Source organism: Paenibacillus sp. PSB04, assembly GCF_025809195.1.
In the GTDB taxonomy this organism is placed as follows: domain Bacteria; phylum Bacillota; class Bacilli; order Paenibacillales; family Paenibacillaceae; genus Paenibacillus_AQ; species Paenibacillus_AQ favisporus.
In genome coordinates, this window is the sequence record NZ_CP081301.1 from 7,285,740 (window position 1) to 7,312,486 (window position 26,747).

Here is a 26,747-nt window from a genome sequence, read left to right on the forward strand (position 1 = left end):
GACCCACCTGTTGTAAGCGCATTCACAAAGATGTGTATGGCAGGTTCCCCTCTATTACCTTCTAAGTTAGCCTGATTTTAGCAAAAGAGTCGTAAAAAAGAAACCGTTCTCTTTCTGCATCTTTACGCCATACCCGCCTGAAAAAGGATAATGACAGAAACCGCTGACTTAGGTTACATTTCAACTATGTCATTCCTCTTCCATACCACTCTCCGTTCAGAAAGGTTGACCCTGATGCGAACGAAACTGAACCGGTTCAACACGCTCCGGAACCAAATGCTCTTCGGCTTTCTGTTTGTGATGCTCATTATTTTGTCGGTCGTGGGAATCGTGAACTTCGATACCGTCTCCAGACTGCTGAAAAACAACGCGGAGAAGCACATTCAACAAACGGCCATTCAGGCGAGCGGAAGGCTTGAGGCCGTTCTGAACCAAATCGATTCCCTGACCACTCAGGTCGCCACCAATACCTACGTTCAGCAGGTGCTGCTGAACGAGTCGGCAGGCAGGCACGCCACGTTCTCGGAACGCCAGTCCTTGCTGAACAGCATCAAAATCGTTCAGACCTATGCCGACGGCGTCAACTCGGTCGAGCTGTACAGCGGCAGCAAACGCAGGCTGTTCCCGCTGGATGAAGGCCATCTGAACAGCAGGATCAGCCAGAAGTGGATCGATAACGCCCGCGAAGAAAAGGGGCGCATCGTCTGGATCGGGATCGATCCGCTGGATCCGAATTCCGTGCTGGCGATCCGAAGCGTCAGTCTGATGGACCAATGGTTCAGGCCGGGCGGGTATCTCCTCATCCGGATGAACCGTGAGATTTTTCAAATCGACGAGGCGCTGAACGAGGATGGCGGCCGCGAAACGATGCTGCTTGCCGACCGGAACTACAGCCTCATCGCTGTGAACGACGACCAGGTCACGCCCTGGCGCATCAAGTCCCTGGTGGATACGAACGACGCGGTCGTCGCCATCGACGGACAAAAGTACATGCTCGTCAAGCAGCAGTCCGCCTTGACCGGATGGACACTGCTGATCCTGACGCCAATCAGCGCGATCACAAGCGGCATTTCGGTACTGCGCACCGCGATCCTGGTCTCCGCGGGCATCGGCAGCATCCTGTTCATCCTGCTGTCCTTCCTGCTGTCGACCCTGATCACGCGGCCGGTCTTCCGCCTGATCAAGACGATGCGCAGCGCCCGGCTCAGCGGCCTCAAGCCGACGGTGCAAATTTCGTCCACCATCGAAATCAACGAGCTGAATCACTCCTACAACCAAATGGTTGAGCATATGAACGAGCTGATCGGGCTCGTTTACGAGAAGGAGATTTTGCAGAGCCGCACGGAATTGAAAGCGCTGCAGGCCCAAATCCATCCACATTTTCTGTTTAACACGCTTGAAGCGCTGTACTGGTCTCTCATGGAAAAAGACGAAGACGAGCTGGCCGAATATGTCGTGGCGATGGCCGATCTGTTCCGCTATACGATCACCGGGCCGGGCAAGGAGGAATGGGTCCGGCTCGAAGATGAGCTCGAGCATATCGAGCGCTACCTGCTTATCATGAAAATGCGGCTCGGCGACCGGCTGTCCTGGTCGATCTCGTCGCCGCCGGCCTTGGCATCGGTGCCGATGCCAAAGCTCCTGATCCAGCCCTTGGTGGAGAACGCCATCCTGCACGGCATCGAGGGCCGGATCGGCCCCGGCAAGGTGTCGGTCGGCGTCTCCCTGTCCGCGGATCAGATGCATCTGGTCGTCACGGTGACCGACGACGGAAAAGGCATCGATGAGGACAACCTCCGCCGGATCGTCACGGCGCTCCAGACCGGAATGACGCCGCCCTTCAAAGGCTCCGGCATGGGGATTTTTAACGTCCAGCAGCGGATCAAGCTCTACTACGGCGGGGACCGGCCGGATGAATCCGGGCTGGCGATCGACAGCCAAATCCACCGGGGTACCCGGGTAAGCTTAACCATTCCGATCCAGACAGGGATCCAGACAGGAGAGATGTAACGATGGTTAAATCGAAAACGATTTTAGTCGTAGATGACGAACCCCGAACGAGGCAAGGATTGACCCGCATGCTGGAAACCTGGGGGAACGGCGCATGCAGCGTCATTTCGGCGGACAACGGCCGCGACGCCCTGGACCTGCTGGAGCGCGAGGCGGTCGATCTGCTTATTACCGATATCCGCATGCCGGAGATCAGCGGACTGAATCTGGTGCAGCAGCTGGAATCCGGATCACCGGCCGCCCAGCCGGCCATTATTCTGATTTCCGGCTACGCCGAATTCGAGTATGCGCAGCAAGCGATCCAGCTGGGCGTCGTCAATTATTTGCTCAAGCCGATCCGCAAGGACAAGCTGTTCGATGCTGTAGAGAAGGCGCTCCAGGTTCAGGAGGAACGCTCGCGGATGAGCAAAATCCAGCGCATGGTCGACAGCAAGCTCCTTGACGCCACCGGGGACGTGAGCACGCTGGCAGAGCCGGTCCAGGAAGCGCTTCAATACGTGTCGCAGCATTTGGATCAAGGCTTCGGTCTGCGGGAAGTGGCCGATCACGTCCATTTAAACCCCAGCTATTTCAGCGTCCTTTTTAAGGAGCAGATGGATATGACCTTTATCGAATATGTCACCCGGCTCCGAATCCAGAAAGCCAAGGAGCTTCTCCTGCAGACAAAGCTGCCGGTCTCGGAAATCGCCGAACGCGTCGGCTATCAGACAACCAAGTATTTTAACAAGGTCTTCAAGGACTACGAAGGCGCAAGCCCTGGCGCCTACCGCAAAGGCGGTCAGGCAGCACCCAAATAAAGTGGAACTATACCCAAACGCTGTGCCCTTATGTCCTCCTAACACGGGATGCTACACTTGGCTTCAGAGGGAAAGCGCATACATCTCTCGCGATGATACGAAGGGGGAAACGGGCATTTATGAAAAAGAAATGGTTATCCGCATCCATGCTGCTGCTGGCATTGACACTCGTGCTGTCGGCCTGCGGCGGAAGTAAAAACAGTTCGGACGACGGCAAGACGGCCGCCGGCGGCGGGAGTTCATCCGGTGGGTCCGGTGATAAAGTCACGATCAAAATGATGCACCTGTGGCCGGACGGCAGCAACTCCGCCCAGAACAAGCTGGCGAAGCAAATCATCAGCGAATACGAGCAGGCCAACCCGAACGTCAAAATCGAAACGGAAGTGCTTGAGAACGAGCAGTATAAAAATAAACTGAAGGTCCTCTCCGCCTCCAACAGCCTGCCGGACGTCGGCTTTACATGGGCTGCCGGATTTTTGGAGCCGTACGTTAAAGGCAACATGTTTGCCCCGCTGGACGACCTGCTTCAAGGCGACCTGAAAGACAAATTTGTAGCGGGAACGACCGAAGCCTACGCCGTGGACGGTAAAACATACGCGCTGCCTGTCGAGCTGAACATCGTGCCTGTTTATTACAACAAAGAGATTTTTGCCAAATACAATCTGCAGCCGCCGAAAACCTATGAAGAATTCAAAAATATCATCAAAACGCTGAACGATAACAAAGTTACCCCGATCGCGCTAGGATCGAAAGACGCCTGGACCGGCTCCTTCTGGTACATGTACCTGGCTGAGCGGCTCGGTGGTCCGGACATGCTGGATCAGGCGGTAGCCAGCAGCACATTCAGCGATTCAAGCCTGATCCAGGCCGCCAAGGAAGCCCAGGATTTGGTGAAGAGCAATGCCTTTGTAAAAGGTTTTAACGGGCTGTCCAACGACGAGGCCAAATCCGAATTTATGAACGAGAAAGCGGCCATGTACGCTATGGGAACGTGGGAAGTGCCAAACTATACGACCAATCCGGATATCCCGCAGGAATTCAAGGACAAGATCGGCTTCTTCAAATTCCCGACGATCGAAGGCGGCAAGGGGAACATTAACGACTGGGTCGGCGGCGTCGGCGTCGGCATGTTCGTCTCCGAAAACTCCAAGGTCAAAGAGGATGCCAAGAAGTTCGTCAACTACTTCGTCAAAAGATGGGGTGAGCTGTCCGTGGTTGACGCAGGCATTATCCCGGGAACAAAGGTCGACACCTCCAGTGTCAAGCTGCCGCAAATGTTCATTGACGTCTTGAACGAACTGAATAACGCCAGCAAAGTCATTCTCTATCTGGACGTACAAATGAAACCGGGTGCTGCAGAAGAACATTACAACCTGATTCAGGCACTGCTCGGCAATGCCATCACACCGGAGGAATTCGCCAAAAAGCAGGAAGAGGCGTTAAAGACCGGCAAGTAACCGTTATGGTAGGGGATGAAAGGACGAACCGGCGAGCTCCGACGGGGCGTCCTTTTCTCTAAGATATAAGAAAGTATAAGCTTCGGAGACTCGGCTTCCTTATATCGCAAGAAAAACTTCCTCTAATGGCGGTCTGTCTTCTGTGAATTTACATCGATAGACGTTTTTCTTCTCCGACTAGCATCGTAAGGAGGCTTCCTAGTTATGGACAAAGTGATGTCGAACAAAAAGATCATCGCCCTATACGTGCTGCCGTCCCTGCTTCTGATTATGGCTATCATTTATATTCCCATCGTTCTTACCGGATACTACGGCCTGATGAAATGGGATGGCGTCAGCAGCATGAGTTTTATCGGGATGGAGAACTACGCCAGCCTGATGAAGGACAGCGCATTCTGGAACAGCGTGTACCATTCATTACTATTCGCCGTCCTATCGACGGTGAGCCTGGCCGTTTATATGATCGTTGCACTGATCCTGGCTGGGAACATTAAAGGGGCAGGACTTCTCCGGAAAATCTATTTGATTCCGATGCTGCTCTCTTCGGTAGCCATTGCCCAGCTGTGGCTGAAAATCTACCATCCGACAAACGGCATCCTCAATACGTTTCTCGTGTCGCTTGGCGTGGAGGATCCCCCTGCGTGGCTGTCGGATCCGAAGCTCGTGCTGTACGCACTGTTCATTCCGATTCTATGGCAGTACGCCGGTTTCTACATTCTGATCTACTACGCCGCCCTGAAAAACATTCCGGCATCGCTCATTGAAGCAGCCCGGATCGACGGAGCTAATCCGTGGCAGATTGCCCTCCGAATCAAGCTGCCGCTCGTTTCCGAGGTCGTCAAAGTCACGATTGTGCTGGCCGTCGTCGGCTCGCTGAAATACTTCGATTTGATCTACGTCATGACAGACGGCGGGCCGAACGGGGCCAGCGAAGTGATGGCGTCCTATATGTATCAAAAGGCGTTCCGCGGATTCGATTTCGGCTACGGCAGTGCGATCGGCTTCTTCCTGCTGATCATCTGCATGGTCGCCACCTGGGCGATCCGCAAGGCAACCGCCTCCAAAGACACGATTCAATATTCCTGATAAGAGGAGGTGCTTATGATGAGAACCGCGAGTCCGGCCGTATCCGTTCCCGTGATGCGGTCTTCCCGGCCTGTTGGCGCCAGAATCGGCACCGGCCTGCTCTATGTCGTGCTGATTGCGGGAGCGGTCCTGCAAATTTTGCCGCTGGTATGGCTGCTTTTGTTTTCCTTGAAAAATAACCAGGAGGTATTCAATCTTCCTCCTTTCGCCCTCCCCAGCCATCCCAAATGGGAGAACTATGAAAACGTATGGCAGCAGGGAAATATCGGCCGTTATTTTATAAACAGCGTCCTGATCACCGTCATTGCGGTCGTGCTGACGATTCTGCTCGCCAGCTTCGTGACCTTTGCGATCACCCGGATGCGCTGGAAGCTCAGCTCGCTCGTCCTCGGCCTGTTCATGGTGGGCATGATGATCCCGGTGCATTCGACCCTGATTCCCTTGTTCATCCTGTTTCAAAAAGTGGGGCTGACGGACAACCAGCTCAGCATCATCCTGTCCTACACCGCCTTTAACCTGCCGATTACGATCATGATCCTGCTCGGCTTCTATTACGCGCTGCCGCGGGAAGTGGAAGAGGCCGCCATTATGGACGGCTGCTCCGTGAATCGCATGTTCTTCCGGATCGTCATGCCGATGACGTTCTCGGTTATTGCCACGGCTGCGATCATCAACATGATTTATAACTGGAACGAGTTTATTTTCGTCAACACCTTCATCAGCTCGGACAACCTGAAGACCTTGACGGTCGGCGTCCAGAACTTCGTCGGACAGTATACGACCGACTGGGGCGCCATCGGGGCGACGCTGATGATCAGCATCCTGCCGATTCTCGTCATCTTCCTGGTGCTCAGCAACCGGATCGTGGAGGGCATCGCCGCCGGGTCGGTTAAAGGCTGATACATACATTTAGCACAAAAAAGGGCTGTCCCCAAGGTCACAAACGGACCTACGGGCAGCCCTTTTTTACTGATTTCCCGTTAATGCGGCACCTGGCTGCTGAAGTCATCCCTGCTGGATTGATCGGTCTGGTAAAAGACGACGTCGCCGTCTTTTAGCGCAAACCGGTTCCCGTAGGCATCCTGGATGTTCCGGTTAAAGCCCTCCATCTGCCACTGATTCATCAGCGGGGCGTAAATGTACTGCAAATGCGGATTTTTCAAGTCGCCCTCCTGAATGGACTCGATATTGAAGTTCACGACGATGTAGCCGTTCTTCAGAAAAATCGGGGACTTGTCGTCCAGCCCGCCGTGCGTGCGCCCGTATTCCGCCACATTCGTGCCCGCTTCGACCACATAGGGATCGGCCGGCAGGCTGTACTCGCCGTACCATTTCTGGATCGATACGTCCGCCCGTTCGCGGTTCACCGATTCGGGTACGGGATCCTTCAGGCTGAGAAACGTCCGCAGCTGCTCAGGCAGTATCAGCAGGCTGTAGCTTCCGACCGGCGTCTTTTGCTTCGTATACTTGTTCAAATAGCTGCTGATGTATTCGTTCCGGTTCAGCCCCCCGGCTGCGCCGCCATGATTAAACTTGTAGCCTGCCGTATCCCGCAGTTCCTGAGCGGGCACGTTCCGCAGCCGGTCATTTAAGATGACGTAACGCTGCACCTGATCCGCGGACGATCCGATTTTCACAAAATGCTTCGAGCTGGTGCTGTAGTACAGATCCACCGGAATTCGCGTATCCCCGCGGCCGTTGACGGCCTTCCCGTCTTTTCTGACATAATAGAAGGTTGGCGTGATGCGGATGCCGTCCAGCGGGCCGAACATATTCCCTTTCGTTTTAAAATCAAACTTGAAGTGGTACCCGGTCTTGACGGACACGTTCTTGAAACCCTGCAGCGGGCTGCTTCCCGGGCGGACCGGCAGCGTAAAGACGGCTGCATTGCCCCGCGGATCGCCATCGATCCCTTTCTGACCAACCCAATAGGAGACGCCCGTCTGGATCGCGCTGCCCTTCTGGGACCGGAACACGGTCTCCCAATTGTAGTCGGAGATATCGGTCACATGAAAATCGTACAGCCGTCCAATGACATCAACCGCCACCTCATCATATGCGGCATGATGCACCAGGCTCGTATTGGCGTCATTTTGCTGCGTATAGTCGGCCGGGGCATTTTCGGCAATATTGCGAAACGCGATCTGGTATGGACCTTCGTCCACCCATACCGGCAAATAAAAGTTCGTGTCCAGCTGGCCGACCGGAATGTCCACCCATGTATTTTTCGGAATAAAGGTGGTCCGGTTCCCATCATAGACGTCAAAAGGGAACTTGACCTGCTTGGTGCGGAAATACTTGGCGTAATCCCGGTTGCCGTAACCTGGATAGCTGACATGCTGCCCGCTCGTCGGAATCCGGACCGTGAACGGACGTTCCAGAATCAGGGCGGATCGGCCGGCGTCCGGATTCGTTTTCTGGTTGTGCGCCGCATCGTCCGACACGGAGGAATAGTTGACCACAGGCGTATGGACCGTCACGGTGTTGATGCCGTAGATCGGAAACTCCTGGTTCTGCCCGCCGTTGATATTTCCCGGCATCAGGTCATATTCGATTTTACCCGCGCTCGGCGTATCCTTTTTATTGGTTTTGCTGCGATCGATCAGATTTCCCGGACTGTACAGCACGTTATCGCCAATCTGGGGCGGCTCGGGAATTTGCGACGGTGTCGGGCCGGATTCTTCAACCTTCTGGTTGTTCATCATCGTCTGCCCGTTAAAGACCAGCGAGTCATTCGTCACCTGGATTTTGCCGACGGCTTTCTCCGCTTCCCCTTTTAGGGCGCCTTCGTCATTCGGCACCGACGGCTTGGACTTGCCCCCGGTCAGTGTCTGTCCGGCAGCCGTAAGCTCTCCGGGCGGGTCCGGCGGATCGTAATTTCCAGTCGTCGCAGCGGCATAATACGGTGGACTGTACCCACTCGGCTGGATCGCAATCCGGCCGCCCGGTAGGGCGTAATTGTCGAGAATCGCCTCGCGGATTTGGTAGACTTCCAGGTTATCGATTTTCCAGAAAGCATACCGCCGCTCAATTTGGTAGGTATACGTTTTGCTTTCGGTCTCGCTCTGCGGGTCCGGCTCGATATGCGTTCCTTTGCCGTCAGCGTTCGGCACTTCCTTGCCCGGATCCCACTTCAGCGTGTACTCCTTGGTTACGTTAACCGTATATGTGCACGTCCCGGTCATCTGTACGAACTTGTCCTGGTACAGGTGATTCCGAGCGAGCACATTGCCGTATAAGCTCTCGGAGGTCGGAATGCCCTGAAGCACGTCAAACCGCTCGCTGCCGCGGGCATCAGCTTTGATTTTGGCTGTGACGACGGGATCCATGTATTTGCCGGTCATCGATTGACCCAGCGCCGGCTCGGTGCAGCTTACCCCGGGATCCGGGGGATCGACCGGCGGCGGTCCGTCCCCGCCTCCATCGCCGACAGTCACGGTGGCTGTGCCGTACAGGTAGTAGAGACCGCTTTTCCATACGGCCGTGATTTTGGCCGTGCCTTTGCCTACGGCAGTCACTCTGCCGTTCGCATCGACTGTCGCTACTGCTTTGTTATCCGAACTCCATGTGGTTTCTGACCTCGCTGAAACATCAACGAAGTCGCCAAAACTGGTATCTCCTTTCACTTCGAAAGGCTTTGTATGCACTTCTGCTTTAAAGGTTTTATCCTCTCCTTGTTTCATCGATGCGCTACTAGGTGTTACTCGCATTTCTTTGATTTCTTTGGCCTTACCGGTCCATGATAGATTTACTGTGACATCATACCTGACTTGAAATTTTGGATAGCCATTCGGTCTATGTTTAATATCAAGTTCCTTTCGTTCTGTGAACGGTATGCTCCCGCCCGTCTTCACCCAAAGCATCAAACTTATATTATCGCTTAATGTTTCTATGTTTGGATTATGGCTAGTTCCTGGCTTGAAATTTCCGAAAAGAGTAAATTCAGTATTCTCTTTAACAATCTTTACATCTTCGACAGCTGCCTTTGGAACTGGACTGCCAGCCGAGTCGATGAAATTCCCTGGAGAGTAGTCAAGAGAATTTATTTTAACCCCGGTTTCCTTTTCTGCCGGATAAGGAGCAGCGTCAGTTCCAGCCATAGGTGAATCGTCCGTTATACCATTATCATTTCTATCCGCTCTAAAGGACCCATCATCTAATTGGTACCAATAAACCCCCGGTTTACCTGGTGCAGTGGCAGTTACATTTTTAGTAACGACTTGTCTATTTGTTGGACCTTGCGGTGTAATAGTGCTGTCAGGAGGATAACTAGCGCCACTTTCTGCTTTAACTTGTTTCGTTGTAACAGGGAAAAAACTAATAATTATTAAAGAACTAAGGATAAGCAGGAAATAAGGTCTGATTATCTTTTGTTTTTTCTCACTCATATATCCTCCTTAATCACTTTTTCAGGACTATAATTCCCATGGAACCATCATCTGCCCCAATATCTCTAATAACACTATCCCCGTGGGTTACATATCTTGGAACTACAGAATAGCTCCAAAACCTTGTCTCCTTGCCTTTCACAAAGAACTTTGATCCATCATTAGGTAATGTTTTATAGCCAAACTTTGTTGGGCCTTGTCCATAAACCCTAATTCCACCTTGTAGAAAGGACGTCATCCCGTTCGAGTAATGTGCCAAACTAAAGGAGTCGGTTAATGGAGAAACTGATGAATCTATAAATACAAGATAAGAGTCATCTAAAAATAAAGTTTCCTTATCGGCAAACATACGCCCATAGATACTGCCTGGTTGTTTTGCACTTGTTCCACCCAAAAAGATATAGTGATGGATTTTAATCTTACCTGCCCCATTACGCAAACTAGTGTTCTTATTTAAAATTGATTGTAGAGTGTGTTCATTTGGCGGATCAACATATGAAGTTACACTCAAATGATTCGTCCCCGTCGTCCCCACTTCCCGCAGCTCATTCAACCCTTTAAAAGCGCTTGGCGCCTTCGTCTGCGTCGTCTCGTAACGCTGAATAATCACCGCCACCTCCGCGCGCGTGGTCGTTTTGCCGCCGCCGAAGCTGTCATCCGGGTACCCGGACATCAGTCCCGTTCCCAGCATGACCGACACATACGGATAGTCGGCCTTGTTCAAGCCACCTTTGTAATACTCCGTCACCGGAACGATGGTGTCCTTCGTGTCCTCGATCGCCTGCTTGTACTCTCCGTCGCGGGCCGCCAGCCCCGAGGCCATCCACTTCGCCATTTCCACCCGCGTCAGCGGAGTGCCCGGCTTAAAGCCGTTTGTGTAATCGGCCGGACTGAAAAAGCCTTTCCCCGCCGCCTCGCTCACTTCCTTTTCGCTCCAGTGCCCGGCCAAATCGGAAAATGCCGCAGCTCCGCCAGCGTTTTCGTTCGTCGACACCCTGGCCAAAATCGCCGCAAATTCAGCCCGTGTAACCGGGTCGTTTGGTCTGAATTTTCCGCTGCCGTCACCTTTGAGATAACCTTTGGATACCGCATCGTTAATGGCCTTATACGCCCAGTGGGACACAGACACGTCCTTAAAAGCCGCCGCCGCGGCGGCCGGCACTGGCTGCTCGATTGCTCCTGCCGTTCCAAAAATCATCGCCCCAGCAAAAATGGTCATCAACATCGCTTTGAACATACTTCTTCCGCTCCTGTTCTCCTAAAATATGATGCTTTGCATTTACTAAATCTCTTAACTTCTCTGATCCCTTCTAACTTTCTGACTGTTTCCGATACCCAGGTACCATCTAACTTACTGACTACCAGGTACCCTCCTGACTTCCTGGCTGTTCCAGACAACCTGATACCAACTGAATTCCTGCTTCTTTTGTTGCTCTAAACTCTCTTGCTAAAAAATATGCTTTCTTAACCGACGGGACTGCTTGCCCACGCGTGGCCCTAAGCAGCCACACCTCCTTATGTATTCCTGTGAAACTTCTTTCCTATTTAGCATAGGACTACTTGCAGTATACTACAGGATTTTTGCAAAATTTGTCATTAATTGTCACTATACATCATCACTTCAATTATATGGGTTTAATGGATATATAAGATGCACGAGCTTCAAATAGCTTTTGCGACGCCCGACACAAAAAAACAAAGCAGGAATGCATTCCTGCTTTGCCATGTGCCTCATGCCAAACGAATAACTTTATATTGTCCGTACTTTTATCAGCTAGAACAAGTAATGTTTAACGTCGTCAATCCTTTATTTCCCCGAAAAAGCGCCCGCCTGCACCTCACCGAACCGGTTTGGCCGGAACGCTCCACACCACTCCGGCAGCGGCTTGCCCTCCACGCTATCGGCGATCAGCGCGGCCGTGACCGGGCTGAGCAGGATGCCGTTGCGGTAATGTCCCGCGGCCACAAAAATATGGCCGGCATCGTTCAGCCGCCCGATCAGCGGCCGGCCGTCCAGCACCGCCGGGCGCAGTCCCGCCCAGCGGTGAAACGGCTGCACCTCACCAAGAACAGGCAGCACTTGCTTGTTCCACTCCGTCAGCCGCCGGATCCCTTTGTCCGTGACGGATGTATTGAACCCGGCGATATCCTCCGAGGCTCCGCACACGAGCGTTCCGTTTGCTTTTTGGACCAGGTACCCCTGGCTGGTGAACACCAGGTGCCGAAGCGGCTCGCGCCCCTCGTTCCAAGCGTAGGCGCAAATTTGTCCCCGGATCGGATGTACAGGAATCCGGATGCCGAGGGGTTCCGACATCTCCTGTACCCACGCACCGGTGCTGATCAGCAGCCGGTCCGCTTCAAACCGCTCGCCATTTTGCGCCCTCAGCGCAACCCGCTCCCGCCATTCAGCCAGCTCGATCCGGCCAAGATGCTCATGAATCTGCACGCCGGAGGCCAGGCAGGCCCGTTTGACCGCTTCCGCCAAATCCGGGGCATACACATGGCTCTCCACCGGAGTCCACAGGGCGGCTACTGCTTCGCGGGTCAGTCCCGGCTCGGCATCGAACAGCGCGCTTCCCGTTAATATTTCGCCACCGGAGCCCCAGCTCCGCTGCCATTCCAGCCGGCTCTCCAGCGCCAGCAGATCCGCCTCATGCCTCACCACGTATAGGCTGCCGGTTTCGGCATATTCAAAAGGAACGCCGGAGATGTCCTTCACCGCCTGTTGCCACTGCGGATACAGCGACAAGCTCTCACGGCACAACCGGAAGAATTCGTCCGGCGACTCCACGTTCTCCGAATACGGAGCGAGCATCCCTGCCGCCGCGCCGGAGGCCTGCCCGCCGCAGGGTCCCTTTTCAAGCAGCGTGACGTTCAGGCCGCGGCGGCGCAGCTCCAGCGCGCTGGATAATCCGATAATGCCGCCCCCCATGACAATGATGTCTCCGCTCATTGTTACAGCCCCCTGTCCATCCTTTTTTATTCGATGACCAGCGATTCCAGGCCGCTGCTGGCCGAAGCATATTTCTTCTTCGGAATCCGCCCGGACAAGTAGGCCAAACGCCCCGCCTCAATCGCCAGCCTCATCGACCGGGCCATCATCACGGGGTCTTTGGCTTTGGCCACCGGGGTATTCATCAGAATGCCGGAGACTCCCAGCTCCATCGCGAGCGCCACGTCGCTGGCTGTCCCCAGCCCCGCATCTACGATGACAGGGACCGACAGCTCCTCCACGATCAATCCGAGATGGTACGGATTCAGAATGCCGAGGCCGGTCCCGATGGGCGCTGCGCCAGGCATCACCGCGGCTGCCCCTGCCTCCTCCAGCTTTTTGCAGATCACCGGATCGTCGGAGATATACGGCAGTACCGTAAAGCCTTCCTTGACCAATATTTCCGTCGCATTTAACGTTTCAATCGGATCGGGCAGGAGCGTGCGCTTATTGGCGCTAATCTCCACCTTGATCCAGTCGCTGAGTCCCGAAGCCCGCGCCAGCCGGGCTATCCGGACCGCCTCTTCGGCCGTTGTCGCCCCGGACGTGTTGGGAAGGTAGATGTATTTCTGAGGCTCCACATGCTGCAGAATCGAATCATCCTCCACCGAATCGAGATGGATCCGGCGGATAGCGAACGTCAGCACCTCGGTTCCCGAAGCTTTGATCGCCTCCATCTGCACATAAGGATCGGGGAACAGCCCGGTCCCCAAAAACAACCTCGACGACAGTTCCTGTCCGCCAACCTGCCAATTATCTCTGCTCATTTTTCCCTTCAACCTCCCGCTACGAAATGGACCAGCTCCAGCTTCATTCCAGGTACAACCGGAGTCGTCTCCCACTGCTCGATCTTCAGCACCTGTCCGTCCGCTTCCACCATGACCGGCCTGCCGGACAGCCCCAGCAGGCGGAGGACATCGGCTACCGTCTCGGCCGCCAGCTCCCGCTTTATTCCGTTAATGACCAGTTCCATCCGCCGCTCCTCCTCTACCTTCAAGCTTGTGAATGAACGCCCGGCATACCGCTTCCGGGTCAGGGCTGCCGACGATTTCGCTCACCGCGCAGACGCGGCTCGCACCGGCCCGGATCACTTCGTCCACGTTGCCCAGCTTGATGCCGCCAATCGCCACAAACGGGATCTTGATGATCCCGGCGACTTCCCGAACGTACGAAAGACCGACCGGATCAACCACATCGGCTTTCGTAGCCGTCGCATAGATTGGCCCGACGCCGATATAATCCGCCCCTTCCGCTTCGGCGAGCTGCGCTTCCGAAATCGCATGGGTGGATATGCCGATGATCTTGTTGCCGACAAGCTTTCTGGCTTCCGCGATCGGCATATCGCCTTGACCGAGGTGAATCCCGTCCGCATCCACCTCCATCGCGATATCAACGTGATCGTTCACGATAAAAGGAACGCCGTAGCGGCGGGTCAGCTCCCGCAGCTCCGCCGCCTTGCGCAGCAGTTCTTCCCTGCCGCTTGTTTTGTCGCGGAATTGAACGATGTCCGCGCCTCCCCGAATGGCTTGCTCCATCACGTCCACCAGCCGGCGTCCCGGATGGAACGTCTCCCCGGTAATCGCATACAGACGAAAATCGACCATGACTGCTTCTCCTCTCTTCCCTTTGCCTTTCCCTCCATTTCATGCCGGCTTCTATCATCGCGAAGGGTAAGCCCTCGCCCTTGCGAAAGCGCCCTCTTACCCGGTTAACACAAAAAAACCATTCGAGAAATACACGAATGGCACCGCAATTCGAATGATATTCTCTACGCCAGCATTACCTGGATCAGATTAACGGTCCGCAGCATAAGGCTGCCATCTCAGCCGGACTTCATCCAGCACCCGCATTCCTATTTAATTTCACAACCACTATAGCCCAAACTGCTGACTTTTGGCAATAGCCAGAGTGAGATCATCGGCATCGGAACGCCTATCTCATCCATAGCAGCGATTCTCGCAAAATTTCATATATTTGGGTGCGGCAAACTTCTTATTTTATCTCTTGCGTCATCACATATCGTCCCCGCCCGTGAATATAAATGTTTAACAAGCCAAAGTTTGTGCTGAGTATGGGAACATGGGAGGTGCCTGAACATGCCATCAGACGATCATTCGCTGTTTGTGGTGTCCAAGGAGGACTGGTCACTGCACCGGAAAGGGTACCAGGATCAGGTCCGCCATCAGGAGAAGGTTAAGGAAATCATCAAGCAGAACCTGCCCGACCTGATCACAGAAGAAAACATCGTGATGTCGGACGGTAAGCAAATCATCAAGGTACCCATCCGGAGCCTCGATGAATACCGTTTCATTTATAACTACCAGAAGCAAAAGCATGTCGGCCAGGGAGACGGCGACAGCCAGGTGGGAGACGTGCTGGGCAGGGATCCGGTGCAAAAGCCGGGTCAAGGCGAAAAAGCCGGCGACCAGCCAGGCCAGGACATTATGGAAGCCGAGATCAGCCTCGAAGACTTGGAGAACATGCTGTTCGATCAGCTGGAGCTGCCGAATATGAAGCCGAAAGAGCAGCAGGAAGTCGAAACCGAATCGATCACGTTCAACGACATCCGCAAAAAAGGCATGCAGTCTAACATCGACAAGAAGCGGACGATCCTAGAAAATCTGCGGCGCAACGCCACCAGCGGCAAGCCGGGAATTCATCATATCAGCCCCGACGATCTGCGTTACAAAACGTGGGAGGACGTCGTCGTTCCCCATTCCAGCGCGGTCATCATTGCGATGATGGATACGTCCGGGTCGATGGGCACGTTTGAGAAATACTGTGCACGCAGCTTCTTCTTCTGGATGACCCGCTTCCTGCGCCGTCAATACGAAAAGGTCGACATCGTCTTTGTGGCCCACCATACGGAGGCCAAAGAAGTCACCGAAGAGGATTTCTTTACCCGGGGCGAAAGCGGGGGCACGATCTGCTCGTCCGCCTACCAGAAAGCGCTGGAAATCATCGACCGGCGCTACCCGCCCGCCAAGTACAATATTTATCCGTTCCATTTCTCGGACGGCGACAACTTGACTTCCGATAACGAACGCTGCGTGCGGCTGATCGGCGAGCTGCTCAAAGTCAGCAACATGTTCGGCTACGGGGAAGTCAACCAGTACAACCGGAGCAGCACGCTGATGTCCGCGTACCGGAATATCAAGCTCGATCAGTTCATGTATTACGTCATCAAAGAAAAGGGCGAAGTCTATCAGGCGCTGCGTACGTTCTTTAAAAAGCAGGAAGGCGCACTGACTTAAGCCGAAGGACCGTCTCCTGGAACGCAAAATTATGGCATATAAAAAAGGTCGTTGTCCCGTTACGCTGAGTAACCGACAACGACCTTTTTGCATGGCCGGGTGACCTCTATATAGCATGACCCTCGATTTGCAGCCTTTTCCCACAGTTGACTGATCCTGACTCCTGCCAGGCTCCTCACTGACGGCATGTCCCACATTGCCAGCGTGCTCCTCATTGCCAGCGTGCTGCTTACTGCTGCCAAGTTCTTCACTCCCGCTAGGCACCGCACGCACGACGTGCATGTTTCGGACTTCCGCTAGGCTTCTTCCGCCTGCAGACGGTCCCGAACCTCCATCAAGGCAAAACCAAGCAGGTTCTTCCCTTTCCACAGCAGCGGGTTCAGGACCGCCTCGTCGTCCGCGGCCAACCCCACGCCCCAGATCGAATCCACGGGACTTGCCTCTACCAGCACCCGCTGCCCGGTGCCCAGCAGAAATTGCTTCAAATCGTCGTTTTGGGAAAACTTCGCTTCGTTTCCCCGGACCACAATGGAATACCCTTCCCGGTCCCATACGGCCGGATCGAATCCTCTCACCTTCCGCCCCAGATCTTTGGCCTGCTTCGGGTGCTTGGCTGCGAGAATCTGTTCCCTGATCTCTTCGTCACCGAACAGTCTGGCTTTCTCGGCCATCATATAATGTTCGGCACTTGCATATTCCACGCCGTCCACGGTAAACTTCGCTTCCCACCACTGGCTGAAGCAGCTCTTCGTAATAGATCCATCCGCCGCGGGCTGGTGCCCCCAGAAAAAAACATATTTCAGCTTGGTTCCTTTCCGGAATGCCTTCCGGAGTTCTTCCAAGGTATACATCCAATTTCCCCCTATAAGAGCATCCTGCGTACTTAAGCCCTACAATCTAAAGGCCCTGTGACCTGCATGCCCGTTGATCACCGCCTCAGGCATCCAGGCTGGCCGACCCCTTGCGGTGCGCTGCTTGTTCGCCTCCCGGCTCAAGCGGAATATCCCATGGCGCCTTCCGGGAAGCAAAGGTACCCATCCCCAGCAGCGTTTGCCCGCGGGTCATGATGTGGACCATATTCCGAAACTGCTCCTCCGGTTTCCAAAAGCGGCTGGCGGCCATAAATGCGATCAAATACTCTTCCCAGCTGCCGTAATGCTGCTGCACATACCTGGCCGCTTCCAATTTAATGGCCCAAGCCTCTTCCTTCGTCAAATATCCGTAAGCGAGCCCAACCCGGCTCAAGAAAATCGCCCAGCCGCCCCCGAAGGCGGCTATTTCTCCGGCGGGCAGCTGCAACAAAAACGTCTGAACCACACTCATCCGGGCATATTCCGGATAGTCCTTGGATGCCTCCATCCAGTTTTGCCGTGCCTGTTCCGGCAGCGCCAACAGTTCGGCGTGCAGGGCCTTATAATCGTCACGGTTCCCGTCCTCCAGCAGCCAGCGAATCCGGGTCTTTAAAGACTCGGCATCCTTGATGTCCCAGAGCCGCAGCCCCTTTTTCAAAACCCGGTTCCCGAGGTAACGCTCAAATTTCAAAAACTCGTACGGCACATAATAATAAGCCAGCATGCTGTCGATGCATACGCTGGAGAGACTGCGGAAGTACAGCTCCAGCTGTTTGATTTGCTTCTTCTTGTAATCGCTGCGCATGTCGTCCTCCAATCTAGGTTGATAGCACCCGGTGTGCTCTTAACATTCTGTATAAATACCACAGCAGAATGGCCACGAACACCCCCGTGACGATAACGGGCAGGTCAAAAAACAACTGCAGCACGATATACACAAAAATATAAAGCCAAGTTAACCGAAGAAATAAAAAACCGTAGAATATAATATTGTTTTTGACCACCCTGCGGTGCTCGGCCGGGTCGATCTTCCCCTGATCGTGGTGATGCTTATTCGCGGTAGACGACCAGTACATCAGGGTGCTCATATGCTGATTGTTTATGTCAAAAGAACGCTTCATCCGTTCCTTGGCCTCCGATATCCGTCCCATCGCGGTGAGGCACCGTCCAACCAAACAGAGCGCATCCTGATCTTCCGGATGGGCAGCCAATATGCGCTCGCAATCCGAAAGCGCCTCTTCATACCGCTGATCATCGTATCGAAGCTGTGCCGCGTAACGATAAGCCTCCAGATCATCCGGCTGCAGCAGGATCGCATGGCCGAAACATTTCAGCGCTTCCTGCCGGTTGCCCACGGCCAGGTTATATTTTCCCCATAGCAGCTGCAGATCCAGATCGTCGGCAAACCACGCCGAAGCTTCGGACAAGCACGCTTCCGCTTCTTCCAGATCGCCTTCCATCAGCATATCCAGCGCAGACTCCCGCAGATCCAAAAATCTCTCAATGTCCGCGGCATCCCCTACGGGAGCGTTAGCGAGCGAGTCATAACGCAGCTCCCGTGATCCGTCCAGCTGCTGCAGGATGTATTCGGCAAAATACGTCGGATACCGCTCCCGCAGTTCTTCGGAATCTTCCGTAAAGTAAAACGTGCCGTCCAGCAGCTGCCAAACATCTCGCGGGAGATGCCTGCAGGACATCAGAAAGGACACGAACGCATGCTGCAGCTCCGGCCCGCGTTCGACGTCCCATACGATATCCTCGTTCAGCAGCCGCTCCCACGACTTCACCCGAATCCGTGCCGGAAAGTCGTCGTACAGTTCCTCGGCCTGATGAATCCACAGGCTGACCGGGTCTGCGCTTGCCGTGGATTGGAATATTCCATTTGAATATGTGGTTTGTGCGTTAAGCTCGCTTGGTTGATCAACTTCCCCTTTGGTATCCTCCGGCGGGTAGATCGGCATGGAAAGCTCATCCTCAGCCTCAGCCGGCTCACGTACCGTTGTACTGGCCTCTTTGGCGAACTTGGATGCCGCCTCATAAGCTTCCCGAAGCTGCTGATAACCCTCGGGATCGTCCTCGGGATGATGCTGCTTCAGCTTGGCGGCATAAGCCTTCTTGATGATGCGCAGCTCCGTCGTCCGCTCGATCCCCAGCCTTTCCCAGATGTTCATGTGAAGCTCATCCACCTTTCCAGCTGTTCCAATCGATCCTTGAAGACCTCGGCAGCTTTTTTGATTTCGCGGTCATCCTGGGTGTGCAGTGCCTTTTCGAACTGCCCGATATACGCAGCGATCACTTCCCGGCTCTCGCCCAAAGCCTCTTCGTACAGCCGCTCGCCCCTGGCCAGCAGCAGCCGGTTTTCCGCCCGGTCTCTCGGGTGAATTTTGATATCCTGAAGCTCCAGCAGCCGCGCCTCGATATCTTCCTTCGTCATGCTGCCGGCGTTCTTCTCGATGACGGCGCGCTTCTTCTCGCCGGTTGCAACGCTGGTCACCTCGACCTCCAAAATCCCGTTAATGTCATAGGTATAACGGACGTCAATCTTCTGTTCGCCGGCAGGGGCCGGCGGCACCTTAATGTGGATCTCGCCGAGCTTGATGTTGTTCTCGACACGCCGGCTCTCGCCTTGATAAATATCAACGGTTAACCGCCGCTGATTGTCGTTTATCGTGCAGAGCCGTTCAATCCGGCTGACCGGGATCGGCGTGTTGCGCTCGATGATCGGGAAGAAATGCCCTGATGAGAATCCCCCTTTGCCCAGTTCCTGCACAATGCTGGTACCCAGGGTATACGGGCACACGTCGGTAAGGATCATCTCGTTCAGCGCCTCATTCCGCTCCTTCAGCGCCGACTGGATGGCTGCACCAACGGCAACCGTCTCATCCGGATTGATGTCGCTGTACGGCATGCGCCCGAACATGCGGCCGATGACGCTTTTAATAAGCGTCATTCGGGTGGCTCCTCCGATCAGGATCACCGCATCCAGATCGGACGGGGACAAGGACGCGTCTCGCAGCGCCCGCTCGATCGGCTGGCGCAGCCTCAGGAGCAGCGGATGGGCCAGTTTTTCAAATTCGTTACGGTCAAGCCGCACTTCATACCGGGTTCCATCGATCGTCAAAGCCATTTCAGCCGATGCCTCCCGTCCCAGGGCAAGCTTGCAGTTCTCCGCCTGTTTATGTATAGCCGATCTTGTTTTCGGGTCCAGCGCCTCCCACTCCATTTGGTGCGTCTCCAGAAAATGCGTCACAAGCAGCTCCGTAAAGTCCTCACCGCCAAGGAAATTGTCCCCTGCGATAGACTTCACCTCCATGACTCCCTCGAACAGTTCCAGGATGGAGACGTCGAACGTTCCCCCGCCCAGGTCGAACACGAGAAACTGGGTTTCCGGCTGCTCCTGGTGCAGGCCGTAGGCTACCGCTGCCGCGGTCGGCTCGCTGATCAGCCGCTCGACACGCAGTCCGGCGATTTCGGCGGCATGCTTCGTCGCTTTGCGCTGGGCATCGTTGAAGTATGCCGGAACGCTGATTACCGCCTCCGTCACGGGTTCCCTCAGATAACTCTCGGCATCCTCTTTCAAGGCTTTTAATATAAAGGACGACAGTTCCTCCGGTGTAAAGGAGTGAGGGCCAAGCTCGTACTTCTTCTCTGTTCCCATAAACCGTTTAAAAGTGGCAGCCGTCCGCTCCGGATGGGTAATCAAGCGCTCTTGGGCAATCCGGCCGACCACAATTTCGCCGTTTTCGTCCACGCTGACGATGGACGGTGTCAAATGTTCTCCGAGCACGTTGGGAATGACCACCGCACGGTCCTGGGCCCAGCAGGTCACCAGGCTGTTAGTCGTTCCCAGATCGATTCCGATCACAGCCAATGAAATCCCCTCTTTCCTGTTGAATGTTGCCTATTCATTAGCGGGCCCGGGCCTTAGGCTCCAGGCCAATCTAGCAATCCGTTCTCTATTCTACCAGCAGCCCCCTCTTTAATCCAATAAATGGGCTGGCTTAAACAAGGCTTCCAAAATAGTTGCTGTACGGAACAAACGCCTTCAGCACCTCCTCGACCCGCTTGATCCGCTCCTCCAGCGATCCCCTTAATGGGATGTAAGGAATCCGGCGCTCCTTCAAATCGGCGATAATCTGCTTGTGGAATACATGCCGCTTCTGGTCCCCGCTGCGGTCCCACGTATCGTCATATGGGATATCGTCCTCGCACAGGAAAAAGAGATCGTATCTGCCGGCGTTCTCCAGCGCCAGCCGGGTCAGCAGCTCCGGAGCCCGGCCGTGATAATCCAGCGCGAACATATACGTCGTGATGGCGTTCGTGTCCACGAACAGATACCGGTTCGCCTCCAGCAGCGCCTTCTCTTCGCGCTCGATATGCCCCGCCGCAATCTCGTCAAAAGCCTCGAAGCTGATCCGCCGGTCCACCTGATGCTCCGTCCAATAATCCCGGCCGTACTCGCTGGCATAAGTTGTGTTGTATTTGCCGGCCAGCGCCTCCGTCAGCGTTGACTTGCCGGTCGACATCGCCCCGACGAAGACCACCTTCGTAATGAGATCACGGTATACGATGTCACTTACAAATTGACGATGCTTATACGGGTCCTCCCGGATCATCGTCGCCGAAATCGGCACCACGCCCCTCGCCTCATCGACGCGGCGGTCTACGGCGCCGAGCGCCTTGCTCATGTGCTCGCCGTAAAACTCGCTCGAATAAAAATGCGTAACCTGCTCACCGTCAAGCAGCCCCAAAATATACTGCTCCTCCCGGATTTCATGCTCCCGGTCATTCGAATAGCCGTCCGGACCGTCCCACGCTTCGATCACCCTGACGCCCGGATACAGCTTCCGGATCCAGCCGGCGCGGATATGCAGCGGAATGGTCGTGACCGTCGTATCGTAAATGACCACGATCAATTCATCCACTTCCTTCAGCGCCGTCTCCACCATGTATTGATGCCCTTTATGAAAAGGGGCGAATTTACCCAACGTCAGTCCCAGCTTTTTCATCGGTAAGCCTCCTTTGCCCCTTTGTTCCAAGTGTAATAACCGTATGCCGCATTGATGAGATACGCGCTCCACATGACGATCATGAGCAGCCCGTCAGGACTGCCGTCCAGGGTACGCAGCACCCACAGCAGCACGGTAAAAGCATTCAGCACGATATACACCAGCCATTGTTCCTTATAACGCCATACCATCAGGAAGGTTGCGACAACCGACAGCACGTTGGTGATCGCATCGATGTACGGCGAGTTCTGCGTCGGTATCAGCGACAGGAAAAAACCGATCATCACGCTGCCCAGCACGCAGGCCGCTCCGGTCCACAGAATCCCTCGAAGGTTCATGCGGCGCATCTCAAGCTTGCCGCCGTCCTGATGCTTCCGCCACAGGAAAAAGCCGACCACGTTCATCGGAACGAAGAACAGCAGATTCAGCAGCATCTCCCCGTAAATCCCGTTCGTATAAGCCAGGTACGCATACCCGAACGTGTTGTACATCCCGAATACATAACTCATCAGGTTGCCCTTCGCCGCCAGCACCACGCACAGCACGCCGGTCAGAAACACGGTAAACCCGAACAGGCTATCCTTCATGATCGCCGTAAGTCCGACCGCAATTCCGCAAAATACGCCGAGCCATACCAGCTCGTAGGCGCTCCATCCTTTAAACCATTTTCCCATGTCCGTTCCCTCCAGCTGCTCCATTACGCCTTCACAGATCACCGTGACCGATGAGGGTAATGATGAGATATCAATAATATCAATTTGATATTATCAATTTGTTGTTTACATCTTAGCAGGATGTTCTCCCGGAAGCAATGGTTTTTTGAAAAAAAAACAAAAAAAGGGCCCCGGATACATCCCGGGACCCTTCCTCTGATCAGACCGGCTTATTGAGCGCTTCCGCCCCAGAGCTCGACTCTTTCCTTGATCAGTTCCGTATATTGTTTTTCGATTTCTTTAGCACCTGCAGCATCCAGCTCTTTCAGCATATTGTCATAAATGCTGTCGAACTGTTCCGGCTTCGCCAGGATGGCCTCCGGAATCCGCTTGCGGATAATATCCTGCGTTTTTTGATAGATAACATTATAATTGCCGTCCTGAGGAGTGGCCATGTTGTAGGCTGCGCCCCAAGGTTTGACAGGGAAGTCCTTTTCAGACGGGAACAGGTCTTTCCAGGTTGTTGCGCCATACGCTTTCAAGGTTTCTTTCTCCGGCTGCGTATAAGAAGCTACGATTTGATCCGGGAAGTTCGTCGTGTAGTAGTTGCCGGATGGATCTTTCACGCCGTCGCCGTAGTGAGCGGAGAAGGTGGTGTACAGACCGATGCCGGACGTTTTCGTAAAGTTGGCGTTATCGTTGACTTTCTTGTCCTGTACGTCATCAGGAATAACGCGCTTGCCGTCCACCATGTTGTAGTGCTTGCCTTCGATCCCCCAGTTGAGCAGCACTTGGCCTTCGTCGGATGCAAGGAAGTCCAGGAACTTGATCAAGCGGACCGGATCCTTACATGCCGTTGTAATGCCTACGCCCCAACCAGCTACGAATCCGGTATCCTGGAAGGAATGGTCTTTGTATTCATCCGACAGCGTTACAGGGAAGTGAGCATAAGTGCGCTCCGCTTTGCCCGCGGTCTTGAGTGCATTCTCGGCGTCGGAATAGCCCCACTCTTGATCGATCAGACCCAGGACGCGGCCGCTGGCGATTTTGGATTTATATTGGTCGCTCTTTTGCACAAACGTATCCTTATCCAGCAGACCCACATTGTACATATGGTTCAGCCAGCGGAAGTATTCTTTCTCTTCCGGACGCTTGTAGTGCAGCTGAGCTTCGTTGGTTTCAGGGTTAATGAAGTATTCGCCGTCATCCGGAGCGCCTGTCGTCAAGAAGGCCGGGTTCGTTACGGTGATCATGATTCTCCAGTCATCCGCGTCCAGTGTCAGCGGAATCGTCGGCTTGCCGTCGATCGTCGGATGTTTGTCTTTATACTGCTGGAGAACGTTTTCAAAATCCTTAACGGTTTTTACTTCCGGATAACCAAGCTCCTTCAGCACGGCATTCTGGATTTCAAATCCGCCGCCGGCGTCAAAATACTGCTGATCCACCGCCCCGTTCGTCGGAAGCACATAGATGGCTTTATCATCGTTGCTGTACGGCAGACGGTTCATGTACTTGCCGTATACCTTCTTGAGGTTCGGGCCGTACTTGTCGATCAAATCGGTCAGGTCGATCATCGCGCCGGCTTCCACCAGCTTGTCGACATCGCCTTTGGCAAAGATAAAGTCAGGATATTCTCCGCTCGCAGCCATCAGGGATATTTTATCGGTGCCGGCGCCGGATACGGCATATTCCGCATTGATGGTCACGCCAGTTCTCTTCGTAATTTCTTTACCGATCTCATCCTGCATCTTGTTCCAGTTCGGGCTGGCGTCAGCGCCAAAGAACGAGAACGTGATCGGGCTCGTATCGTCAGCCTTCTCCTCCTGCGCCGCATTGGAAGACGAGCTGCCGGATTCGGCCGATTTGTCGCCCCCTGAGCTGCTGCAGCCTGCGGAAACGAGCAGCATACTGGCGAGGAGCAGCATTCCAAACTTCTTCTTTGTGTTTCCCTTCATGTGAATCATATCCCCCTTCATTACTAATGGAATTACTTCGTGCTGCATTCAAGAGCCGGCATTGCATCAACGTCGTACGGACGCTGGGCACTGCCGAATGTTGTGCCGAAACCTAGATGAATTGAATACGTTTACAAAACACAGATAACTAAACTTCCTCACTTCACATCTCTGGTTTCTTGTTCGACTCCACCTCTTTGTTTAAAACGTTTTCGAAAACAACCTGCAGGGAAAAAGTGTAATGAAAGTGCTTTCATATTTGAATCATAAAAGATTTAAAAACGACTGTCAAGTCATTTTAATACATATTTTTAAATTAAATTTTTGATGCGTTTACGATCAATAAATACCAAAAAAAACGTTGATACAACAGTAAATAAACATCTTTATATTATATGAGGCATGATGTTGAGTGAAGTCACAAAAATCCATCACAAATAGGACCTACTGCTATGAGCAGGCCCTACCTGATGAACTTATTGCTCTTTTTTAAAAATTCGGATTACTTCGCTTCGGTCGTTCCGCCCCACAACTCGACACGGTCCTTCACCAGCTCGGTGTATTGCTGTTCCATTTTTTCCGCACCGGCGGCATTCAGTTCCTTGATCATGTTGTCATAAACTGCGTCGAATTTGTCCGGCGTCGTCAGGATCGCTTCCGGAATACGCTTGCGGATAATGTCCTGCGTTTTCTGGTACGTTACGGTGTAATCAGAACCTTCTTCAACCGAAATGTTGTATGCTGCTCCCCAAGGCTTAACCGGGAAATCCTTTTCCGATGGGAACAGGTCTTTCCAGGTCGTAGCGCCGTAAGCTTTCAGCGTTTCTTTCTCGGCTGGCGTGTAGCTGGCTACGATTTGATCCGGGAAGTTCGTCGTATAGTAGTTGCCGGATGGATCCTTCACGCCGTCACCATAGTGAGCGGAGAAGATCGTGTACAGGCCGATGCCCGATGTTTTCGTAAAGTTGGAAGCGTCGTTGATTTTCTTATCTTGAATTTCTTGAGGAATGACGCGCTTGCCGTCCTCGACATTGTAGTGCTTGCCTTCGATACCCCAGTTGATCAATACTTGCCCTTCGTCGGAAGCGAGCCAATCCATGAATTTAATCGCCCGGACCGGATCTTTACAGTTGTTCGTGATGCCGATGCCCCATCCGGATGTAAAGCCTGTATCCTGGAAGGAGTGATCCTTATATTCTTCCGACAAGGTTACCGGCAGGTGAGCGTAAGTTCTTTCATCCTTGCCCGCAGATTTCAGTGCGTTCTCTGCGTCGGAATAACCCCATTCCTGGTCGATCAGGCCAAGCACGCGTCCGCTCGAAATTTTGGACTTGTACTGGTCGCTCTTCTGTACAAACGTTTCCTTATCCAGCAGGCCTTCGTTGTACATATGGTTCAGCCAGCGGAAGTACTCTTTTTCCTCCGGACGCTTGTAGTGCAGCTGAGCCTCATAGGTTTGCGGATTGATAAAATATTCGCCGTCGTCCGGTGCTCCTGTTGCGAGGAACGCAGGGTTGGTAACGGTGATCATGATTCTCCAGTCGTCCGCATCCAGCGTCAACGGAATGGTTGGCTGGCCGTCAATCGTCGGATGCTTCTCTTTATAAGCCTTCAGCACGTTCTCAAAATCCTTGACGGTTTTTACTTCCGGATAGCCCAGCTCTTTCAGCACGGCATTCTGGATTTCAAATCCGCCGCCGGCGTCAAAATACTGCTGGTTCACCGCCGCATTGGTCGGCAGCACATAGATGGCTTGGTCATCATTGCTGTACTTCAGACGGTCCATGTAGTCGCCATATACCTTCTTCAGGTTCGGCGCGTACTTGTCAATCAGATCGGTCAGGTCGAGCATTGCGCCGGCATCCACCAGCTTGTTAACGTCACCTTTAGCGAAAATAAGATCCGGATAGTCGCCGCTTGCGGCCATCAGGGAAATCTTATCCTGCCCTCCGCCGGATACAGCGAACTCCGCATTGATCGTAACGCCTGTCTTCGCAGTGATTTCCTTGCCGACTTCATCCTGCATTTTGTTCCAGTTTGGACTCGCATCCGCACCGAAAAAACTGAAGGTGATCGGCGATGTCGTGTCGCCTGTATCTTTGGCCGCGGTATCCTCCTTGCCTCCGCCGCAGCCCGCAACCGCTAGCATTGATGCGATGATCAGAGAAATCGCGGTTACCTTGAACGCTTTCTTTGGCATTGCGTAAACCCTCCCCATGATGTCTAATCTTTTTCTTTATCTATTTTGTATAACAGGCTAGCCTGCTGATACCTCTATATAGGAATGTAACTTCT

General features: G+C 53.7%; 20 protein-coding genes and 1 riboswitch. Of the genes, 6 read left to right on the forward strand and 14 right to left on the reverse strand.

What is annotated here, in order from left to right:
* The first annotated feature begins 234 nt into the window (after nt 1–234).
* From K2F33_RS33455 to K2F33_RS33475, 5 genes are all read left to right on the forward strand, one after another.
* Nucleotides 235–2,010: a sensor histidine kinase gene (locus K2F33_RS33455; RefSeq protein ID WP_089545777.1), complete on the forward strand. Its 1,776-nt coding sequence runs from the start codon at nt 235–237 to the stop codon at nt 2,008–2,010.
* A 2-nt stretch (nt 2,011–2,012) separates the two neighbouring features.
* Nucleotides 2,013–2,807 carry a response regulator transcription factor gene (locus K2F33_RS33460; protein ID WP_089545776.1) on the forward strand — a complete coding sequence of 265 codons (795 nt, stop codon included), beginning with the start codon at nt 2,013–2,015 and terminating at the stop codon, nt 2,805–2,807.
* 119 nt (nt 2,808–2,926) lie between these two features.
* Nucleotides 2,927–4,264, forward strand: coding sequence for an extracellular solute-binding protein (locus K2F33_RS33465; protein ID WP_089545775.1), 1,338 nt, complete (start codon nt 2,927–2,929; stop codon nt 4,262–4,264).
* A 204-nt stretch (nt 4,265–4,468) separates the two neighbouring features.
* On the forward strand, nt 4,469–5,350 hold the full coding sequence (locus tag K2F33_RS33470; RefSeq protein WP_089545774.1) for a carbohydrate ABC transporter permease: 882 nt from the start codon (nt 4,469–4,471) through the stop codon (nt 5,348–5,350).
* A 54-nt stretch (nt 5,351–5,404) separates the two neighbouring features.
* Nucleotides 5,405–6,250, forward strand: a complete 846-nt coding sequence (locus K2F33_RS33475) for a carbohydrate ABC transporter permease (protein ID WP_258875327.1) — start codon at nt 5,405–5,407, stop codon at nt 6,248–6,250.
* 80 nt (nt 6,251–6,330) lie between these two features.
* Here K2F33_RS33475 and K2F33_RS33480 read toward each other — a convergent pair whose 3' ends face one another.
* The 6 genes from K2F33_RS33480 to thiE form a co-directional block, all read right to left on the reverse strand.
* On the reverse strand, nt 6,331–9,738 hold the full coding sequence (locus K2F33_RS33480; protein WP_412973958.1) for a DUF5704 domain-containing protein: 3,408 nt from the start codon (nt 9,736–9,738) through the stop codon (nt 6,331–6,333).
* Nucleotides 9,739–9,751: 13 nt separating this feature from the next.
* Nucleotides 9,752–10,975, reverse strand: a complete 1,224-nt coding sequence (locus K2F33_RS33485; protein ID WP_263880673.1) for an S-layer homology domain-containing protein — start codon at nt 10,973–10,975, stop codon at nt 9,752–9,754.
* Nucleotides 10,976–11,545: 570 nt separating this feature from the next.
* Entirely contained in the window at nt 11,546–12,691 is a 1,146-nt protein-coding gene (gene thiO, locus K2F33_RS33490) for a glycine oxidase ThiO (protein WP_263880674.1), read from the reverse strand.
* A 26-nt stretch (nt 12,692–12,717) separates the two neighbouring features.
* Nucleotides 12,718–13,497, reverse strand: a complete 780-nt coding sequence (locus K2F33_RS33495; protein ID WP_263880675.1) for a thiazole synthase — start codon at nt 13,495–13,497, stop codon at nt 12,718–12,720.
* An 8-nt stretch (nt 13,498–13,505) separates the two neighbouring features.
* On the reverse strand, nt 13,506–13,703 hold the full coding sequence (gene thiS, locus K2F33_RS33500; RefSeq protein WP_212982740.1) for a sulfur carrier protein ThiS: 198 nt from the start codon (nt 13,701–13,703) through the stop codon (nt 13,506–13,508).
* Nucleotides 13,687–14,334 carry a thiamine phosphate synthase gene (gene thiE, locus K2F33_RS33505; RefSeq protein WP_263880676.1) on the reverse strand — a complete coding sequence of 216 codons (648 nt, stop codon included), beginning with the start codon at nt 14,332–14,334 and terminating at the stop codon, nt 13,687–13,689. The genes thiS and thiE overlap by 17 nt, the downstream gene beginning before the upstream one ends.
* A gap of 144 nt (nt 14,335–14,478) precedes the next feature.
* Nucleotides 14,479–14,588: riboswitch (TPP riboswitch) on the reverse strand.
* A 238-nt stretch (nt 14,589–14,826) separates the two neighbouring features.
* Between thiE and yhbH the strand changes: the two genes are divergently transcribed.
* On the forward strand, nt 14,827–15,984 hold the full coding sequence (yhbH, locus tag K2F33_RS33510) for a sporulation protein YhbH (protein WP_089545766.1): 1,158 nt from the start codon (nt 14,827–14,829) through the stop codon (nt 15,982–15,984).
* A 296-nt stretch (nt 15,985–16,280) separates the two neighbouring features.
* Here yhbH and K2F33_RS33515 read toward each other — a convergent pair whose 3' ends face one another.
* The 8 genes from K2F33_RS33515 to K2F33_RS33550 all read right to left on the reverse strand — a co-directional run bounded on the left by K2F33_RS33515 (nt 16,281) and on the right by K2F33_RS33550 (nt 26,652).
* Nucleotides 16,281–16,835, reverse strand: a complete 555-nt coding sequence (locus tag K2F33_RS33515) for a riboflavin biosynthesis intermediates N-glycosidase (RefSeq protein ID WP_186381968.1) — start codon at nt 16,833–16,835, stop codon at nt 16,281–16,283.
* A gap of 85 nt (nt 16,836–16,920) precedes the next feature.
* Nucleotides 16,921–17,640, reverse strand: a complete 720-nt coding sequence (locus K2F33_RS33520) for a DUF1266 domain-containing protein (RefSeq protein ID WP_263880677.1) — start codon at nt 17,638–17,640, stop codon at nt 16,921–16,923.
* Nucleotides 17,641–17,653: 13 nt separating this feature from the next.
* Entirely contained in the window at nt 17,654–19,006 is a 1,353-nt protein-coding gene (locus K2F33_RS33525; RefSeq protein WP_263880678.1) for a J domain-containing protein, read from the reverse strand.
* Nucleotides 19,003–20,706, reverse strand: a complete 1,704-nt coding sequence (locus K2F33_RS33530) for a molecular chaperone HscC (protein WP_263880679.1) — start codon at nt 20,704–20,706, stop codon at nt 19,003–19,005. The genes K2F33_RS33525 and K2F33_RS33530 overlap by 4 nt, the downstream gene beginning before the upstream one ends.
* A 130-nt stretch (nt 20,707–20,836) precedes the next feature.
* Complete coding sequence (locus K2F33_RS33535; protein WP_251673358.1) at nt 20,837–21,844, reverse strand: AAA family ATPase; 1,008 nt, start codon at nt 21,842–21,844, stop codon at nt 20,837–20,839.
* On the reverse strand, nt 21,841–22,518 hold the full coding sequence (gene pnuC / locus K2F33_RS33540; protein WP_152400877.1) for a nicotinamide riboside transporter PnuC: 678 nt from the start codon (nt 22,516–22,518) through the stop codon (nt 21,841–21,843). Before pnuC ends, K2F33_RS33535 begins: the two co-directional genes overlap by 4 nt.
* A 209-nt stretch (nt 22,519–22,727) precedes the next feature.
* Entirely contained in the window at nt 22,728–24,452 is a 1,725-nt protein-coding gene (locus K2F33_RS33545) for an ABC transporter substrate-binding protein (protein WP_263880680.1), read from the reverse strand.
* 502 nt (nt 24,453–24,954) lie between these two features.
* Nucleotides 24,955–26,652: an ABC transporter substrate-binding protein gene (locus K2F33_RS33550; protein ID WP_089545759.1), complete on the reverse strand. Its 1,698-nt coding sequence runs from the start codon at nt 26,650–26,652 to the stop codon at nt 24,955–24,957.
* Between the last annotated feature and the right edge of the window lie 95 nt (nt 26,653–26,747).